Here is a 16,919-nt window from a genome sequence, read left to right on the forward strand (position 1 = left end):
TCATTTGAAATGACATCAGCTTATATCAAAACGCAAAACTTCGTTATGATTAATCGCATTTTTGCTTTCAGTCGTTTAAAACTACGGTATTCTTTCATTTAATCTAAACTCCCTGTATAATTAAGGAAATGAAATTAGGGGGATTACGAGTGAAGGTTCTTAGATTTGAATATGAGAATAATAGATTTAAATTAAACGCAATGTTTATGGACGATCTTTCAGGCATGAGAGATGATGATATTCAAAGAGATATGTTGTTTAAGAGTAAAATTATACTTAAAGCTGCTTTGGGCTTTGAAGGTTATCTGGAACAAGAATATTTTTCAACATACGAAGAAACCAATTCTGTGTATTGCTCATACACGTTTTGAAAGGATAACAAGATAAGAAGCGCTTAAAACGTGAGTTAGACGAAACTAAGACTATGAATTGATTGAGGATTTATTATTAACCCGTGTTATCATAGAAGAAAATGGATATTTGGGGGATAGTCATTAAATGCTCAAATCAAAATTAGTTGTTTGGACGTTTATTATTGTGACTGGATTCTATATGCTGGTGAGTATATGGAACATTGCTGTATTTCCAGATAAGACATGGACAGATTACGCAGGACAGATTCTGATTGTCGTGTTTGGGAGTATGGTGAATGGTTTAATCGCTGCTTTTTTTATGTACGCAGCAGCTATGTTAGTGAAATATATTAATGGTGGTAAAGCTTAAATTTGCATACAGTCACAAGTTTATAACAGGTGTATAAAAAAGTAACAAAAAAGCTAACATTTTTTTTCGGTTTTAAAAAATACGAAAGAACACAACAGGATAAAAAAGGGTAAAGAAAGCTTATGTATCAAGGTTTATGAGTGAATAGAGGATATCGCTGATAATCATAAGATTCTATATATCTACCTTGACAGGGGAGAGGTCGCTGGTTCGAGCCCAGTCGGAATCATCGTTGAAACCCTTGCCTAGCAAGGGTTTTTTGTTTGTTAGTAACAAATGTTTGTTCTGTTTCTTTTTGATTGGGGACAAATTGGGGACGAACTTTATCCATTAGATTGTTTCTCAGTATTTTTAGGATCAAAAAATCCCTTTTCCATACCGATCACACATCTTTTAATAGTATCAGCATATCCAGTTTAAGAGGTTACTTACAAAATATTTAGAACTTTTTTATAAGAATCCTCCGAAATGCAATACGGACTTTAAATATTTTCATTTATAATTTCCTATTTGTCTATACTTTTCATATCGCTGTTGTATAAGCTCTTCCGAGGATAATCGTATCAATTTTTTAAGAGATAATTCGATTGCAGATTCAATCAATTTTGCCTGTGATTTTATATCATTTTGTGCTCCACCCTTAATTTCAGGAATGATTTCATCAATAATTCCTAAATGCTTTAAATCTCTTGCTGAAATTTTCATATGTTTAGCAGCTTCTGGAGCATACTTAGCGTCCTTCCATAGGATAGATGCTGCTCCTTCTGGCGAAATGACCGAGTACCATGAATACTCTAACATATGGATATGATTACCGACACTAATGCCAAGAGCTCCACCACTTGATGCCTCTCCAATTACAATACAAACAATTGGCACTTTAAGTGTAGTCATTTCAAATAGATTTCGAGCTATCGCTTCAGAAATTCCACGTTCTTCAGACCCTTTCCCAGGATAGGCGCCTATTGTATCAATAAATGTAATAATAGGGCGATTAAATTTATCAGCTTGTTTCATAAGTCTTAGCGCTTTTCTATAACCTTCTGGATGTGCCATTCCAAAATTTCTTTCTATATTTTCCTTTGTACTTCTACCTCTTTGATGACCAATAATCGTAACGGGCATTCCTTTAAATTTTGCAATACCACCTATCATTGCTTGATCATCACCATATAATCGATCACCATGAAGTTCGAAAAAGTTTGTAAACAATAAAGGTATATAATCCAATGTCGTGGGCCGGTTACGTAGCCTTGCAATTTGAACTCGTTGAAAAGGTGTAAGATTAGAATAAATTTCATCTTGCATTTTATTTAAACGTTTTTCTAATACATGAATTTCTGACGATAAATCTACATCATGTTCTTTCATTATTTTCTTTAATTCATCAAACTTCTCTTTTAATTCAATAATAGGACGTTCAAAATCCAAACTCATTATACCCTCCAAATGTTATGATTTACCTCACCCTAATCAAAAGGTTTAGAAATAGAATCAATAAATAATTCAAAACCAGCCATAACTATTTTTTGTTCTGATTCTGATAAGTTATTGAGAAGATTTTGGTAAAATGTAATGGATTGCTCTCTTAAGTGATGAACAGTTGTGTGACCTTTTTCTGTGAGGTGCAGAAAAAGTTCTCTTCTATTTTTTTCATTTACTTCACGATAAACAAGCCCCTTTTTTACTAACTTATCAACCAATCTACTCACAGTTGAAGTCTCTAATCTAAGTTTATTGGAAAGTTGCCAAACAGTTAATTTTTCTACCTCTAGTTCCTCTAACGCCATCATTTGAGAAGTTGGTAGAGGTTTTTCAAATGGTCCATTGGGCAAATTTTGAGATTCAAAAACCCCAGTTATTATAATCATTTTCTTAATATCCGATCTTAGTTTTAAGGCATCTTCTCTTTTCAAAAAGGTTACCCTCCTACAATTCATGTATCATACATCAATTGTATTATACATGAATTTGTTTTTTTCACAAGTTTAACGTAAGCCAATATGACAACAAGGATGAGATATTTCTTCTTGTTAAAATGGTATAAACCGATTTATTTTAATAATATAAATGAGAAGCAGTTGCCGAGGTGTTTCAGTATTTAGAGCAGAAACGTTTGTTCGCTTATGCTGAAGCATGCTATATAGTATGTGCAGATGAGTATGGGAAACAAGGTCGATTTGAAGAAGCTACGGCAGCTGATCAAAAGGTATTAGAAACACAACTCAAAACGTATAGGCAAAATTAAAACAGACCAGGCAGGGTCTGTTTTTTTATGGGGACGAATTGGGGAAGAAGTTACTAACTCAAAAACCTTTACGATGCAAGTGTCATAAAAATTCTTAATGAATGTTAACATTTATTTAGCAGAAGTAACATATACGTTCTTACCAGAATTTACACCAGTAATTAAAATTATGACTGAAATGAAGATTAACATGAACAGAGGAACAGTCCAATGATAAGTAATGTCATGTAACCAGCCGAATAAAATAGGTCCTATCGCTGCTAATAGATAGCCTAAAGACTGTGCCATACCAGATAATTCTGCTGCTTCTTGTGTATTTTTGGTGCGTAAACTAAAAAACATCATGGCTAAGCTAAAGGCCATTCCAATGCCAATCCCAATCATTATCATCCACAGAGGTATAAGGAATGACACGCCAAATAAAATACCCATTAAGCCAACAACAAGCAATAGAAATGAAATCCATACTAATATCTGTTGTTTACTAAAACGTCCAGCTAAAATAGGTACAATAAATGTAACAGGAAGCATTGAAAGTTGCATCAATGATAGCATCCATCCACCTTCATTAGCATTTAGCCCTTTAGTTTCAAGAATTTCAGGAATCCATGAAATGACTGTGAAAAATACAAAGGACTGAGACCCCATAAACAATGTAACATGCCACGCTAGCTTAGAGCGCCAAAGGCTGATAGGTCTTTTCTTATTCTCTTTTCGAAAAAAATCCACAGATTCTTGGTTGTTCCTTAGTTTTGGTACCCAAAATATCATGGTAAGAAGTGTTAAGATTCCCCAGCAACCTAGGGAACCAGACCATCCGAAACCTAATGATGAAGAGATGGGGGCGCTAATCCCTGAACCAATAGCGCCAAATAAATTCATTGAAACAGCATATAGGCCTGTCATCAAACCTAATTTTTTTGCAAAATGATGTTTAATGAAGCTCGGTAGTAAAACATTACAAATCGCGATTGAAGAACCGATTATGACGGTTCCTAAAAATAACGTGTCCACTCTACCAAAAGAACGTATTCCAATTCCAACTAATAATAATGCTATCGACATAAACAGTGTTAATTCCATGCTGAAACGGCGAGTGATCTTGGGGGCAAGAGGAGAAAACAATGCGAATGTGAATAAAATTGCTGTAGGAATTGTACCAGCTAATGTGTTAGAGATACCAAGATGATCACGAATGGAAGACAATACTGGACCGACTGCTGTAATTGGGGCCCTAAGATTTGCTGCAATTAGAATAACACCAACAACAGTTAATATCTTTTGATTTGTCTGCATACTCGATCTTTTCTTTTGCTCCGTTTGTGGAATACTCATGGCAGCTATAGACCCCTCCAAATTTTTTATAACGAATTGGGGCAAGCTGGATTAAATGATTCGAACCTGCTTGCAATGAATTAATAATTATCGAATAGGAGAACGACAACTACCTACCTTTATGCCTAAAGCATTGTAATGATTTTTAATATTGACAATCGGGTGTCCACGTGTCACCTCATCGATTAATTGATTTATTTTTTGAAGATTCACAGGCTTATTTGCAACTAAGTCACTAAAAAATGTTTGAATCTCTTTTGGATAAACATTTCCTACCATACTAGAAAGCCCGTTACATCCGTTTAATATTTTTTCAGTGAGGTTTACGTCCCCTCCAGCGAACATGATAAAGTCATCTGGTAAAGTTGTATTTTTCAGGCGTCTAACATCACTCTCTTCTTTCATCCCAACCAAATTAGAGTGTTTTTGATTCATAAGAGTGTGAAATGAGTCAGCACTTAATTCAAACCCCGTGCGCAAAGGATTATTATAAAGAACAACATGTTTTGTGGTTTGCTCTAACAATTCATTCATGTAAGACATCGCTTGTTCCTGAGTTGGTAGGATATAAGGAGGAAATTGAATGAGAATCGAGTCGAAAACTGAATCTTCGAGACGTTCAATCAATTTTATTGCATTTTTTGTCGTTGTAGCTGATACACCAAACATGAGTTCAACATGTTTAAAGTTTTGCTGATTAAAAAAATCAATAATTTGTATCCTTTCTTCAATACTCATGGAGTTTTGTTCACCTGTAGTTGCAGATACGAGTAGTGAATCAATACCATTTTCAGCTAAATATTCAACGATTGGTTTAAATCCATCCAAGAACAGACTTTCATCTTCATGAAAGGGGGTTGGAATTGCGACATTTAAATTCTTCAATTGTTTTAACCTCCTACATTAAAATTTTTATACGTTTTAAAAAATGTTACTTGTTCTCGTTATATTGACTGACCTCCTTTACACGGTTTGAAGGATTTCTTTGTGCATGTAAGTCTAGCCTTCATGTAATAGTCTAGGACACTTATTTTTATAGAACAATTCAATTATTTATATAATAACTATAGTTTGTACCTATGGTTTTATTTGTATAATAATGTATATTAGATGTTAATATTTAAACATCATAAAGTTTGTACTTGTGAAAATTTCTAATTAGGAGTCTGAAGAATGGAATTAAAGCAATTAGAGTATTTTTATACAATGTGTCAAGAACTGCATTTTACAAAAGCTGCAGAAAAGGTTGGAATATCTCAACCATCTTTAAGCCAGCAAATCAAACTTTTAGAGCATGAAGTTGGAACACCTTTGTTTGATCGTATTGGTAAGAAAACGACTCTTACTGAATCAGGAAAACTCCTATTAAAATATACTCGCAATATTTTTCACGAAATTGAACAGGCAAAAATATCGATCAATGAATTGAATGGACTTCAAAGAGGATCAATCTCAATTGGGACATTACTAACAGTAGAGAACTATCTTATTCCGCCGGCATTATTTAAATTTCATCAGCAATATCCAGCTGTTAAAATTTCTGTACTAGGTCTGCGTACTGGGGATATTCAAAAACACTTAATAGAAAATAGAGTGGACTTAGGAATTGTCTTTTTACCAATGAAAGGGGATGAATTTGAAACAATCTCTTTATACATGGAAGATATGGCTTTTGCAGTACCTGTTAAACACCCCCTGGCACAAAGTGAAAAGTTGGGGTTAGAAGTATTAGAAGAAACCGCTTCAATTTTGTTTCCCAAGCAATTTTATATCAGACAGTTAATCAACAAAAGTTGTAAAGATATTGGTTTTCTACCCGATCCTATTTTTGAAGTAACAACTATGCAGTCATTAATTAATATGGTGGTAGATGGCATAGGGATCACGGTCTTACCAACTCCTTATCTTGAATATCTAAACGAACCTCAATTAAAGATTATTCCTATAAACAATGCTAATCTTATTAGAAGTGTAGGGATCGTTTATAGGAAGGACAAACACCTAGGAGCAGCCATTCACATTTTCATTGATATATTAAAAGAGATTGCTTTTGGTTTGAACTATGTTTATGAGTCGAGAAAGAAGTAATAGATTTTAAGGGAATTTCAAGAGATGATTGAAATTCTAGAAATCACAGCGCAAGGGTAAACTGATAACGTTCAGGTAAATACATTTTTGACGATGAAAAAATACGAAGATTATTTCATGAAATAAGAACTGAATGATCTGTCCGTAACATTCCGTTTGTAATAGGAGGTTTGGGCGATTTCTTGGGAAAGGCAGCATTTGGCGCAGGATGTGTGGAATATCAACTGATCAATGAGGAACTACAAAAATATGCACATCATCATGAAAATTGTTATTATGTTACTGCGAAAGACCTTATACCTAATCCAGACGGAATTCACATCAATGCGATGTCCCAAAGAATATTTGGTTTAAGATACTATGAAGCATTTCGAAGAACACAACATATACATGACCCATTACCAAATGAACATGAGCTAGTGCATAATTGTCATAATAGAATGAATACCTCAGCGGAGAATACATATATAGCACTAGAAAAATTCACGTTGGGCAAGATAACTTACGAAGAGTTGTTGCAGTCTTTATCGTAGGTAAAGATCGAAAGGATGATTGTGGTGGTGAAAACAGATAAAGTTTCCTCCTGAATACAAGAAATCACATTCAGGAGGAGATAAAAAATGTTTAAACAAATAGACGAAAATTACCCGCGAAAAGAGCACTTTCATCATTATATGACGTTAACCCGATGCTCATATAGCCTGGTGATCAATCTCGACATCACGAAATTGCATGCAAGATTAAAAGAAAAAAAGCTAAAAGTATATCCTGTGCAAATTTATTTGTTAGCAAGAGCTGTGCAGCAAATTCCTGAGTTTCGGATGGATCAAGTGAACGATGAACTGGGTTACTGGGAAATTCTCCATCCTAGTTATACGATTCTAAATAAAGAAACAAAGACGTTTTCAAGTATTTGGACGCCTTATGATGAAAACTTTGCTCAGTTTTATAAAAGCTGTGTAGCTGACATTGAAACATTTAGCAAAAGCAGCAAGCTGTTTCCGAAATCTCATATGCCAGAAAACATGTTCAATATTTCAAGTCTACCGTGGATTGAATTTACTTCTTTTAACCTTAATGTATCTACAGATGAGACTTATTTACTGCCAATATTTACGATAGGCAAATTTAAGGTGGAAGAAGGAAAAATCACTTTGCCCGTTGCGGTTCAAGTACACCATGCTGTTTGTGATGGCTATCACGTCGGTCAATATGTGGAATATTTGAGGTGGCTTATAGAACATTGTGACGAGTGGTTAAATGATTCAATGCCAATTACCTGAAGACAAAAGGTATGCTAATGGAATTCTAGAAGATGAAGGCAGACTGAAATGAGTCTGCCTTTTTGTTTTGTGATGAGAATGAAAATGAGGTTTACTGAGGCTATATTTGTTCTTTTTGCGGTTTCTTTTCGGTGCTTTGTAAATTCTTGTATGTGATAATAAATGTCATATAAGGGAGCTCAGTGGAAGGGGAATAAGGGATGGAGAAAGTTCTTTCTTCACATGTAGGTGTGAAAATCAATGAATGGTATAAAATGATTCGGCAATTCAGTGTACCTGATGCAGAGATTTTGAAAGCTGAGGTAGAACAAGGAATTGAACGGATGGAAGAAGATCAGGATTTACTCATTTATTATCAATTGATGTGCTTTCGTCACCAGCTTATGCTTGATTATATCAAACCATCAGAAAAACGATCGCCTTCTGTTTCTGATTTGGTTGATAAAATTGAGAATTCTAATCATCAACTTTCGGGTATGTTGCAATATTACAATGCTTTTTTTAGAGGAATGCATGAATTTAGCAAGAAAGAATATGTACAGGCTATTCAATACTATAAGATTGCTGAAAGGCAGCTTGTACTGGTTGTCGATGATATTGAGCAAGCGGAGTTTCACTTCAAGGTGGCTGAGGCCTACTATATTATGAAGCAAACGCATGTGTCTATGCATCACATCATAAAGGCACTAGATATTTATAAAGAACATGAACAGTATAGAGTTCGTCAAATTCAAAGTCTAATTGTCATAGCAGGAAATTATGATGATTTCATGAGATATGAAAAGTCGTTGCAACATTTAAAGACTGCTTATTCAATTGCTGTGGGCGCAAACGATCAACGTTTGGTAGCAAAAACATTATTAAATATTGGTAATACATATGATAGGCAATCAAGGTATACAGAGGCAATAAAGCATTATAAAGAAGTGTTAGATGTCATTTCTTCGGAAAAAAGTGACATAAAGCCAATCACTCTATTTAGTTTGTGTTGGTCGCTGTACAAGTCTAATCAAACTGATGAAGCGGATCTGCTCGTTGAAGAAGGACTTATATATTCCTCAAAGGTAAATGATTCGCTAAGTGTCTTGTTATTTAAAGCATTAAAAGCTATTTATATGGATACTGATGAACAGGCTTTGAAAGAAGTGCTTGATATTTTTGAAGAAAAGAAACTACATGTCTATGTGGAAGCATTTGCTCAAAGTGTCGGGTTATTTTATGAAAAAAAAGGGGACTTTGAAAAAGCTGCCGAATATTACAGAAAGGCTCTTAAGGCTCAAAATGATATTCAAAAAGGAGAGTGTCTGTATGATTATTAAAAAATTACTAATCATTTTATCCATTGTATTGTTAAGTGTTTCAACCGCAGAAACTTTAAAAATCATTGAAACAAAATCAATTCGGAATACAACAATGGAGGAACAAAAATCAAATCGAAACACGACTATGATTGATCGAAATACAACCTCTGAAAACGTATAGACAAGATTAAAACAGACTTTAAGAGTCTGTTTTTTTATGAAGTAGAATGAACAAATGAATCGTTGGTCAATGTTATACTTATCTCAATAGATACGAGGAGGCACCCACTTTGAAATCATTCTGGGAGAAAGAAGAAGAGAGTCCTTTTACGTTAAAAAAGATAGATGAGGAACAAATTCGTGAAACAGAGGAAACACTTGGTGTCACTTTACCTGATACATACAAAAAACTCATTTTAGAATGGAACGGTGGTTTTACAGTTCGTAATGCTTTTCCAACCGAACGGCCGAATTCATGGGCTGAGGATCATGTTCAATTTGACCATTTAAGAGGAATCGCCAAAGATGATGGCATCATGAATAGTCTTCAGTTAAGTGGTGAATTGGAGCTGCCTGAGGGACTTGTGATCATCAGCGGAGAAGAAGATACATGGATCGCAATGGATTATCGAGAAACGAAGGAATATCCTCCTATTCACTATTTCGATTTAGAGCTGGAAGTAGATTATAAGCTGGCAGATACTTTCGATGATTTTATTGATCAGTTATATACAGCTGAAGATGCGATGGTCGAAGTAGCAGAGATTGAGGAGGAAGATTCGGATTTATATGTCAGTAAAGAAGAGCTTGAACACATATTTGAGAGGCAGGACCTCCGTCAGCAGAATCTTTTCAAAATGGCACATTATCCGATGGAAGAAACAGAAGAGATCGAATGGTTTTTCAATCGTATGAAACAATGCATCAAACATATAAAAGATCAGAATGTTTTGTATGAAGCGGCCACTACTGTTTATTCCATCCTTTTATTAAATCCAGATATGCCAAGGAATGATCGTATCAATCAAGTGCTGAAAGAAATAGCGGAGTTTTTAGAAAAGAGTGGAGATCCTAATACCGCTTTTTTGGGAGAAGACATTCATCCAGTGGAAAAACGATAGTGAAAGAAGAAAAGCCCCTAAAAAGGGCTTTTTTTAATCTAATTCATGAAAAAACTGTTTGAGTTGATCAATGAAAACGGATTTTGATTTTCCTTTTTTATAAATGAACTCGATATTGATGTTGAAATGGATGGATGGATCGATGGAAATTTGTTTTAATGTTCCTTGTTCTACCTCATTTCTAACACAATGATGAGGTAGAAACGATAGCCCCATTCCTTGTAGTACTAAATTTTTTGCGGTTTCCATATGATCAACCTCAATGGAAATGTTCGGTGTGATGTTGTTTTTTTGAAATAATCGGTGAAGCATCAACCAATCAAATGACCCATAGTCAAAGAAAATAAAAGGCTGTTCTTCTAGTTCTTTCATATTGAGATTGTCAAGGCTGGCAAGCGGATGATGAGTTGGAACGAACAGCCCAATCGGATCGCTGAAAATCGGGATTGATTCAATTTGAGGATGTGTTTCAGTCCTGACAATGCCAAAGTCTACTTGATTGTTAATCACTTTTTGAACAACATCCTTTGAATGTCCTGTTACAATTTTCACTTTCAGATTTTCGTATTTTTCTTTTAGGGCGGGCAATATGTTAGGCAATAGATTATTGGAAATAGAGGATGCGCATCCAATCGTCAATTCATAAGGAATCATCGTTTGTTTGAGACTATGCTTTGCTTCTTGATAAGAATGGAGGATCTTTTTGGCATGCGGGTAAAACTGTTCACCTTTTTCCGTCAGAGACAGTTTCTTTCTCTGTCTATCAAATAATTTCAGGTCCAATTCTTTTTCTAACGATTGAATACGTGCCGAAACAGAAGGCTGGGTTAAATACAGTGCTTCTGCAGCTTTATTGATACTGCCTAGCTGGCATACGTAAATAAATGCTTCTATATTCTCAATATTCATGTTAACCCCTTATATGACGTTCTTTAAATGTTTAGCTTTTCAAGCTCATACACTAATTTTACAGCTTCTTTCGCTAAAATGACAGTAGGGTCAATCACTTTCACAGCTTTGGTTGACCTTAGAACTAAAGGGATTTCTGTACAGCCAGCAATGATGGCTTCCGCTCCTTGATTAATTAAAATTTCTGAAGCTAATGCCAGTTCACTTTCGCCTTTACTCAATTTCCCTGCTTTCACTGCATATATTCCATTCATGACATTTTTCTGAAGCTCTTCACTTGGGGTCATGACATCAATCTTGTGATGAACACAAGCCTTTTGGTAGAGCTTGGTTTTTAATGTGCCATCAGTACATAGTAAGCCCACAGACGTATAGTGATGTTTGTTTAGGTAATTTGCGGTTTCTAATGGCATATTCATGATAGGGATATGAGTGGATTGTTGTACGTTTTCTAAAAAGAAGTGAGCGGTATTGCATGCAATCAGAATAAAGTCCGCTCCTGCGCGTTCTAATCTTTTAGCTGATGCAATCATATATTCTGTAGGATCTTCGCCTTTCCCAAATATGGCATTGGTTCTATCAGGGATTTGCGGATAATTATCTGCTATCACATGAAGATGATCTTGATCTTTTATCGCTGGAGTATGAGAAATAATTTTTTTCATCAGATCAATCGTTGCTAAAGGGCCCATTCCGCCCATGATACCGATCGTTGTAGACATATACGCCACCACATTTCTTTTTTTTCTATTATAAAAAAAGAAAGCATGGTGAGCGTTATAGAAAAGTTCTATATGTATATAGAAGGTTGATCAAAAGCGTCTTTTAATGGCGCTTAGCGGCCCACTCTGATTGAAGAATCGCATATTGATATTCATCGACCCAATGCCCCTTAGACATATAATTTTGAAGCAAATGTCCTTCGCGTCTCATGTCTAAACGTTCCAGCACTCGAATAGATTTTTCATTGCGCACATCAGTAAAGGCAATGATTTTATGTTTGTTCAGTGTAGTGAAAATATATTCGATCAATGAACTCAAGGCTTCGTGAATATAACCCTTTCCTTGAAATTCAGGTGCGAGTGTAAATCCGATTTCAACAATTCTAGGCTCACTGTCAAGTGTATGAATAACGCAATCTCCTATCAGCTGATTGGATTCAGATAAGGCAATGGCGTATTGAAACCATGTCCCTGGTTGATCAGGTGTTTGCGTCATTTGTTGCTGAACAAATGATTCAGCTTGTTCGTAGGTATAGTTTTCCCAAGATTGATATGTTGCAATAGAGGGGTTTGCTCGATACTGATAAAATGCTTCAATATCTTGTAGATCAAATTGACGAATCACTATCCGGTTTGTTCTTGTAAATACGCTGTTTGCATTCTTCATGTTTTACCCTCATTTTTCATTTGTTTTGGATTTAAAAAAGTCTATTAGCCATTCAGATAGCTGCTGCTGTGCTTTGCTAACAAATCGATCTGCATAATAAGTTAATTCCAAGTGACGAACAGGAGCCGGATGAGCAATAGGAATCGACACAATATTTGGCCACGTCGCCTGTTGTTGCAGCAATCCTCGCGGCTGAATGGTTGCACCGATGCCGGCTTCAACCAGCTGCAATAAGGAAGATGCGGACCCAACCTCCATAACAGTGTCCAGTTCAACACCCTGTTCTTTACATACGTCTTCTACTAAATCTCTTCCTAGATATCCCTTCGGATACATGACCAAAGCATGCTCCGTCAGCTCTTCCAATGTCACTTCACTTTTTTGGGCTAATTCACTTTCTGAATGAGCAAATAATTCATAGGGCTCACTCCCAAGTGGTATTTGAATGAGACGCTTATCCGCAGGTCCTCGTAGCCCGATGCCGAGATCCACCTTATGCGACAGGACTTCTTCACGAACGAAGATCGTTGAATATGCTTTCAGATTGGTTTCAGGATAAAGTGTTTTAAATTCTACAAAAAGCGGAACAAGTTGAAAGTCAAGATCGGAAGGGAGGACTGCAAGTCGAACGTTTCCCCGTTTTTCAGATAATAGTTCTTTCATTGCATTTTTTGCATCTCTTTCAGCTTGAAGCATTTTCATCCCATATTGATATAGCAGCGAACCCGCTTCAGTAGCGACGACTTTTTTGCCGATTCGGTCAAAGAGCGGCATCCCAACTTCTGCTTCAAGTAGCCGAATCTGCTGGCTTAAAGTAGGCTGTGATATTCCTAATTGCTCAGCGGCTTTTGTGAAATGTAAATGATCGAATACAGCCATGAAATATGTAATATGCCGAGTATCCATTTGTCATCCTTTCATTAATAATAGTTTTTTACTATCATCATAATACGAATTATTGTATTGATCAATGAATGTGGTGGATTTATACTCAAAGTAACTTCAACAAGTTGAGAGAGGAAGAAGTGCATTCATGAAAAAAATATTTTATTTAGCCGCTTTATTTTTAGCTGCATTAAACTTGCGCCCAATCATTACATCCGTGGCTTCTATGATGAGTATGATCCAATCAGAGCTTGGTGTGAACGCACTGACAGCAAGTCTTTTAACCACTTTGCCTGTCCTTTGTATGGGGGTATTTGCTCCCTTTGCGACGACACTCAGCCGGCGATTTGGTTTAGAGAGAACGCTTTTTTTCTCGATTCTTCTCATCACGATCGCTACAGCGTTGCGGGGTACAAGCCAATCGGTCGCTATCCTGCTCATGACTGCATTTGCAGGAGGAGTAGGGATTAGCTTCGCGGGTCCTTTATTGTCTAGTTTTATTAAAAAGTATTTCCCGAGAAATCCTGGTATCGTCAGTGTGTATTCCATTTCGATGACAATAGGTGCAGCACTTGCTTCTGGCTTCACCATTCCAATTTATCTACGCAGTCACCATCTTCCGTTTGCATTGTCCTGCTGGGCTATTCTAGGGGTGATCGCGCTTATTCTCTGGGTAGGTATTGCTCGCAAAAATGAGCAGAGTGACCTTGTTACCTTGCCACTAAAGTTGCCGCTTCGAAATAAAAAGGCGATTCAATTTACCTTGTTTTTTGGCTTTATGTCCAGCATGTTTTATTCTTTGACGGCATGGATTTCACCGATTGCTCTTAGTTTCGGAAACAGTCCGCAATATGCGGCTATGCTGCTGACCATATTTACACTCATTCAGATTCCGGTGGCACTTCTCGTTCCAGCGGTCGTTACTCGTTTAGGAAAACCGAAATTATTTCTCATCTTATGCAGTCTGTCTGAGCTGATTGGTCTTATCTTACTTCTTCTGCCGATGCCGATCTTGCCAGCTGTTATTTTCCTCGGTATGGGTGCCGGAGGGTTATTTCCTTTAGCGCTTATGCTCCCGATTATGGAGACGAGCACTCCGGAGGAAGCCGGAACATGGTCCGCGATGTCGCAGATGGGCGGGTATATCATGGGAGGATTCGGTCCGTTTTTCATTGGCTTGGTTTTCGATCTAAGCGGACATTTTTATGCTTCTATTGTGGCAATGCTTGTCATCGTCTCGTTAATGATTGGCGTTCAGTTATCCATGAAACTAGGTAGAAAAGAGGAAGAAGTATCGAGTTGAATCATGCAGCTTCACATTTCAATCAAAACGGGGGAATTCTATTGCTCATTCGAGAAGCAAAAACGGTTGACTATCCACAATTAAGAGAAATTTATTTAGCATCTCGTCGTCAAAGCTTTCATTGGGTGAAGGCAGAAGATATGGATTTACATGACTTTGATCAGGATACACAGGAAGAGCAAATTTTCATAGCTGAGGAAAACAACAAAATCCTCGGATTCATCTCGGTCTATGTACCAGATCGTTTTATTCATCTTTTGTTTGTACATCCAGAAGCTGCTGGTCAAGGGGCTGGCGATCTGCTACTCAAACAAGCTATAAAAGTTTTGGGAACACCGGTCACCCTCAAATGTGTCTCTGACAATCGCAATGCTTTGTCTTTTTATCAAAAAAGAGGCTGGAAGGCTGTTGTAGAAGAAGGAGAACCTGGGGAGAAATACTGGGTGCTTATTTATGAATAGAAGTCATTTTATCTTCTCGTTTACTCGGCCCTCTATAGGGTCTTTTTGCGGTTTCTTTTCGGTGTCGAACGGCTTATAAAATGATAATATATGTCATTATAGGGAAAATAGAGGAAGGGGTAAGGTCTGATGGAGAAAGTGCTTTCTTCTCACGTCGGCTTGAAAATCAATGAATGGTATTATCATATTCAACGATTTAACGTACCGGATGCCGAAGCATATAAAAAGGAAATCAAATCAATGCTTGATCATATGGAAGAAAATCAAGATTTATTATTGTATTTTTCACTTATGGAGTTCAGACATAAATTAATGCTTGATTACTTGAATCCTTTAGAAAATGGGAAAGAGCGGGCGAATTTTAGGGAACTCGCACTGAAAATCAAAAGGGATCAAGAGAAATTAACAGGATTGCTCGAGTATTATTTCAATTTTTTCTACGGCATGTACGAATTTGAAAACTATGAATACCTAAACGCGATTACCTTCTATAAGCGGGCAGAAAAAAAGCTGTCTCTTGTCAGCGATGATATTGAACGTGCTGAGTTCAATTACAAGATGGCAGAAATCTATTACCACATGAAACAAACCCACATGTCGATGCACCATATCGCACAGGCAATAGAATGTTACCGAGAAAAAGATACATACACAGTGAGAGAAATTCAATGTTCTTTTGTGATTGGATTAAACTATATCGATATGGGCTGCCCCGAAAAAGCGATACCCCATTTTCAACACGCACTAGAAAAAGCCGCCGATAACTCAACAAAACGATTAAAAGGATCAGCACTTTATAATTTAGGGTTGAGTTATTTTCATAACAAAGAATTAGCACAAGCGATTACTCACTTTAATGATTCAATTCGAGCATTTAAAGAGCAGGGATACGAGCATTTAAATAGAATCTTAGATCCGCTCATTATGTTGTCAAAAGCCTACTTCAAAAAGAAAGAACAGGATTTAGGTACATACGCTTTAAATAACGGCATAGAACTATCTGAAAAGCTGAAAGATCATGTTCTTTTATTGATATTCAAGTTTTTAAGATCCCTATACATTGACAACAATTTTGAGCAGTTGGAAAAAATAATGGAATTGTTAGAAGTAAAGTCAATGTATCCTGACCTTGAAGATTTAGCAAAAGATGCTGCAAAATATTATAATGAAATGGGAGATAAAGACAATGCGATGCATTTCTATGAAAAGATTCTTTATTTCCAAACTCAAGTAAAGCGGGGGGACTGTCAGTATGAAATTTAAAACGTTATCAGTAGTATTCGTGATGATTAGTGTCATAAGTGTTGTTAGTTATTTTACGTCTGAAGTGACAGCAAGTCATGATGAAGCTAGGAGAGGTCATACTGCAAGTATTGGTTATACTGCTTAAATAAAAAGCCCTTTAAGGGCTTTTTACTATAAAATGGAATATATACTATGAACAAAGAATATTTTTTTCATAGAAAACATACTGAGGAGGAAGTGAAATGACAATGTTAAAATCAACAGTATTTAGAAGGATTTTCATTATATTTTTTGCTTTAACCTTTATGATTAGTTTGTTCAATATGGCTGTGTTTCCAGGGACGCCAGTGTCTTATTATGTTGACCTAGTTTGTAAGATGTTGTTTATCAGTTTGTTAAATGGTCTGTTTTTCGGAACAATTATCTATTTGATTGTCACCCTTCTCTTTGCTAAATCTTCAAAAGAAAATCAATAAATAAATGAGCGGCTAAAGACCGTTCTTTTTTATTTTCAAATAATCGCAATTCCTGTGAATCTTTTTCCAACAGAATTCAATTATTTTTAATATCCTGCTGTATTATATTTTAAAGGATGTTACCGTTGGATGTAAGGAATGATTGGCCAATC

General features: G+C 36.2%; 20 protein-coding genes. 12 read left to right on the forward strand and 8 right to left on the reverse strand.

The genetic code is table 11. From position 1 onward, the window contains the following. The first annotated feature begins 149 nt into the window (after positions 1–149). Together MHI35_RS05800 and MHI35_RS05805 are read left to right on the forward strand one after the other, a co-directional pair. Positions 150–371: a hypothetical protein gene (locus MHI35_RS05800; protein ID WP_335349207.1), complete on the forward strand. Its 222-nt coding sequence runs from the start codon at positions 150–152 to the stop codon at positions 369–371. Between the two features lie 166 nt (positions 372–537). Beyond that, positions 538–723, forward strand: coding sequence for a hypothetical protein (locus MHI35_RS05805; RefSeq protein ID WP_335349206.1), 186 nt, complete (start codon positions 538–540; stop codon positions 721–723). 492 nt (positions 724–1,215) lie between these two features. Here the strand turns inward: MHI35_RS05805 and MHI35_RS05810 are convergent, their stop codons facing one another. Further along, positions 1,216–2,160 (reverse strand): acetyl-CoA carboxylase carboxyltransferase subunit alpha, encoded by a 945-nt coding sequence (locus tag MHI35_RS05810; protein WP_335349205.1) that lies wholly within the window; start codon positions 2,158–2,160, stop codon positions 1,216–1,218. 32 nt (positions 2,161–2,192) lie between these two features. Beyond that, positions 2,193–2,639 (reverse strand): MarR family winged helix-turn-helix transcriptional regulator, encoded by a 447-nt coding sequence (locus MHI35_RS05815; RefSeq protein ID WP_211063110.1) that lies wholly within the window; start codon positions 2,637–2,639, stop codon positions 2,193–2,195. 173 nt (positions 2,640–2,812) lie between these two features. On the opposite strand from MHI35_RS05815, the gene MHI35_RS05820 reads away from it, so the two are divergent. Then, the gene (locus tag MHI35_RS05820; RefSeq protein ID WP_211063109.1) at positions 2,813–2,971 is read left to right on the forward strand and encodes a hypothetical protein; all 159 of its coding nucleotides are present in this window, start codon (positions 2,813–2,815) and stop codon (positions 2,969–2,971) included. Between the two features lie 111 nt (positions 2,972–3,082). Here the strand turns inward: MHI35_RS05820 and MHI35_RS05825 are convergent, their stop codons facing one another. Together MHI35_RS05825 and MHI35_RS05830 are read right to left on the reverse strand one after the other, a co-directional pair. Next, a complete protein-coding gene (locus MHI35_RS05825) occupies positions 3,083–4,306 on the reverse strand; it encodes a CynX/NimT family MFS transporter (RefSeq protein ID WP_335349204.1) in 1,224 nt (407 codons plus the stop codon). An 87-nt stretch (positions 4,307–4,393) separates the two neighbouring features. Continuing rightward, a complete protein-coding gene (locus tag MHI35_RS05830) occupies positions 4,394–5,191 on the reverse strand; it encodes a dihydrodipicolinate synthase family protein (protein ID WP_335349203.1) in 798 nt (265 codons plus the stop codon). Positions 5,192–5,479: 288 nt separating this feature from the next. Between MHI35_RS05830 and MHI35_RS05835 the strand changes: the two genes are divergently transcribed. The 5 genes from MHI35_RS05835 (at position 5,480) to MHI35_RS05855 (ending at position 10,099) form a co-directional block, all read left to right on the forward strand. Then, positions 5,480–6,394, forward strand: a complete 915-nt coding sequence (locus MHI35_RS05835; protein ID WP_211063106.1) for a LysR family transcriptional regulator — start codon at positions 5,480–5,482, stop codon at positions 6,392–6,394. Between the two features lie 149 nt (positions 6,395–6,543). Continuing rightward, on the forward strand, positions 6,544–6,927 hold the full coding sequence (locus MHI35_RS05840) for a hypothetical protein (RefSeq protein WP_284553840.1): 384 nt from the start codon (positions 6,544–6,546) through the stop codon (positions 6,925–6,927). A gap of 87 nt (positions 6,928–7,014) precedes the next feature. Continuing rightward, entirely contained in the window at positions 7,015–7,677 is a 663-nt protein-coding gene (gene catA / locus MHI35_RS05845; RefSeq protein ID WP_211063105.1) for a type A chloramphenicol O-acetyltransferase, read from the forward strand. 200 nt (positions 7,678–7,877) lie between these two features. Then, complete coding sequence (locus MHI35_RS05850; protein ID WP_211063104.1) at positions 7,878–8,996, forward strand: response regulator aspartate phosphatase; 1,119 nt, start codon at positions 7,878–7,880, stop codon at positions 8,994–8,996. A 272-nt stretch (positions 8,997–9,268) separates the two neighbouring features. Continuing rightward, positions 9,269–10,099, forward strand: coding sequence for an SMI1/KNR4 family protein (locus MHI35_RS05855; RefSeq protein ID WP_335349202.1), 831 nt, complete (start codon positions 9,269–9,271; stop codon positions 10,097–10,099). A gap of 33 nt (positions 10,100–10,132) precedes the next feature. Here the strand turns inward: MHI35_RS05855 and MHI35_RS05860 are convergent, their stop codons facing one another. From MHI35_RS05860 to MHI35_RS05875, 4 genes are all read right to left on the reverse strand, one after another. Then, entirely contained in the window at positions 10,133–11,008 is an 876-nt protein-coding gene (locus tag MHI35_RS05860; RefSeq protein WP_211063102.1) for a LysR family transcriptional regulator, read from the reverse strand. 23 nt (positions 11,009–11,031) lie between these two features. Then, the gene (locus MHI35_RS05865) at positions 11,032–11,730 is read right to left on the reverse strand and encodes an aspartate/glutamate racemase family protein (RefSeq protein ID WP_211063101.1); all 699 of its coding nucleotides are present in this window, start codon (positions 11,728–11,730) and stop codon (positions 11,032–11,034) included. Between the two features lie 103 nt (positions 11,731–11,833). Continuing rightward, positions 11,834–12,397: a GNAT family N-acetyltransferase gene (locus tag MHI35_RS05870; protein WP_211063100.1), complete on the reverse strand. Its 564-nt coding sequence runs from the start codon at positions 12,395–12,397 to the stop codon at positions 11,834–11,836. Positions 12,398–12,406: 9 nt separating this feature from the next. Beyond that, the gene (locus MHI35_RS05875; protein ID WP_144523120.1) at positions 12,407–13,303 is read right to left on the reverse strand and encodes a LysR family transcriptional regulator; all 897 of its coding nucleotides are present in this window, start codon (positions 13,301–13,303) and stop codon (positions 12,407–12,409) included. 127 nt (positions 13,304–13,430) lie between these two features. Between MHI35_RS05875 and MHI35_RS05880 the strand changes: the two genes are divergently transcribed. From MHI35_RS05880 to MHI35_RS05895, 4 genes are all read left to right on the forward strand, one after another. Further along, the gene (locus MHI35_RS05880) at positions 13,431–14,585 is read left to right on the forward strand and encodes an MFS transporter (RefSeq protein ID WP_211063099.1); all 1,155 of its coding nucleotides are present in this window, start codon (positions 13,431–13,433) and stop codon (positions 14,583–14,585) included. Positions 14,586–14,626: 41 nt separating this feature from the next. Then, entirely contained in the window at positions 14,627–15,046 is a 420-nt protein-coding gene (locus MHI35_RS05885) for a GNAT family N-acetyltransferase (RefSeq protein WP_144523128.1), read from the forward strand. A gap of 129 nt (positions 15,047–15,175) precedes the next feature. Next, a complete protein-coding gene (locus MHI35_RS05890) occupies positions 15,176–16,309 on the forward strand; it encodes a Rap family tetratricopeptide repeat protein (protein WP_012009632.1) in 1,134 nt (377 codons plus the stop codon). A gap of 224 nt (positions 16,310–16,533) precedes the next feature. After that, positions 16,534–16,767 (forward strand): hypothetical protein, encoded by a 234-nt coding sequence (locus MHI35_RS05895; RefSeq protein ID WP_211063098.1) that lies wholly within the window; start codon positions 16,534–16,536, stop codon positions 16,765–16,767. Positions 16,768–16,919 lie beyond the last annotated feature (152 nt).

It is taken from the genome of Bacillus sp. FSL K6-3459 (genome assembly GCF_038003305.1).
GTDB lineage: Bacteria > Bacillota > Bacilli > Bacillales > Bacillaceae > Bacillus > Bacillus pumilus_O.

Bases quoted from the DNA above. Each gene is read 5' to 3' on its own strand.
- MHI35_RS05810 (WP_335349205.1), bottom strand. From the start codon at position 2,160: ATGAGTTTGGATTTTGAACGTCCTATTATTGAATTAAAAGAGAAGTTT.
- MHI35_RS05825 (WP_335349204.1), bottom strand. From the start codon at position 4,306: ATGAGTATTCCACAAACGGAGCAAAAGAAAAGATCGAGTATGCAGACA.
- MHI35_RS05835 (WP_211063106.1), top strand. From the start codon at position 5,480: ATGGAATTAAAGCAATTAGAGTATTTTTATACAATGTGTCAAGAACTG.
- catA (WP_211063105.1), top strand. From the start codon at position 7,015: ATGTTTAAACAAATAGACGAAAATTACCCGCGAAAAGAGCACTTTCAT.
- MHI35_RS05850 (WP_211063104.1), top strand. From the start codon at position 7,878: ATGGAGAAAGTTCTTTCTTCACATGTAGGTGTGAAAATCAATGAATGG.
- MHI35_RS05860 (WP_211063102.1), bottom strand. From the start codon at position 11,008: ATGAATATTGAGAATATAGAAGCATTTATTTACGTATGCCAGCTAGGC.
- MHI35_RS05865 (WP_211063101.1), bottom strand. From the start codon at position 11,730: ATGTCTACAACGATCGGTATCATGGGCGGAATGGGCCCTTTAGCAACG.
- MHI35_RS05870 (WP_211063100.1), bottom strand. From the start codon at position 12,397: ATGAAGAATGCAAACAGCGTATTTACAAGAACAAACCGGATAGTGATT.
- MHI35_RS05875 (WP_144523120.1), bottom strand. From the start codon at position 13,303: ATGGATACTCGGCATATTACATATTTCATGGCTGTATTCGATCATTTA.
- MHI35_RS05880 (WP_211063099.1), top strand. From the start codon at position 13,431: ATGAAAAAAATATTTTATTTAGCCGCTTTATTTTTAGCTGCATTAAAC.
- MHI35_RS05890 (WP_012009632.1), top strand. From the start codon at position 15,176: ATGGAGAAAGTGCTTTCTTCTCACGTCGGCTTGAAAATCAATGAATGG.
- MHI35_RS05895 (WP_211063098.1), top strand. From the start codon at position 16,534: ATGACAATGTTAAAATCAACAGTATTTAGAAGGATTTTCATTATATTT.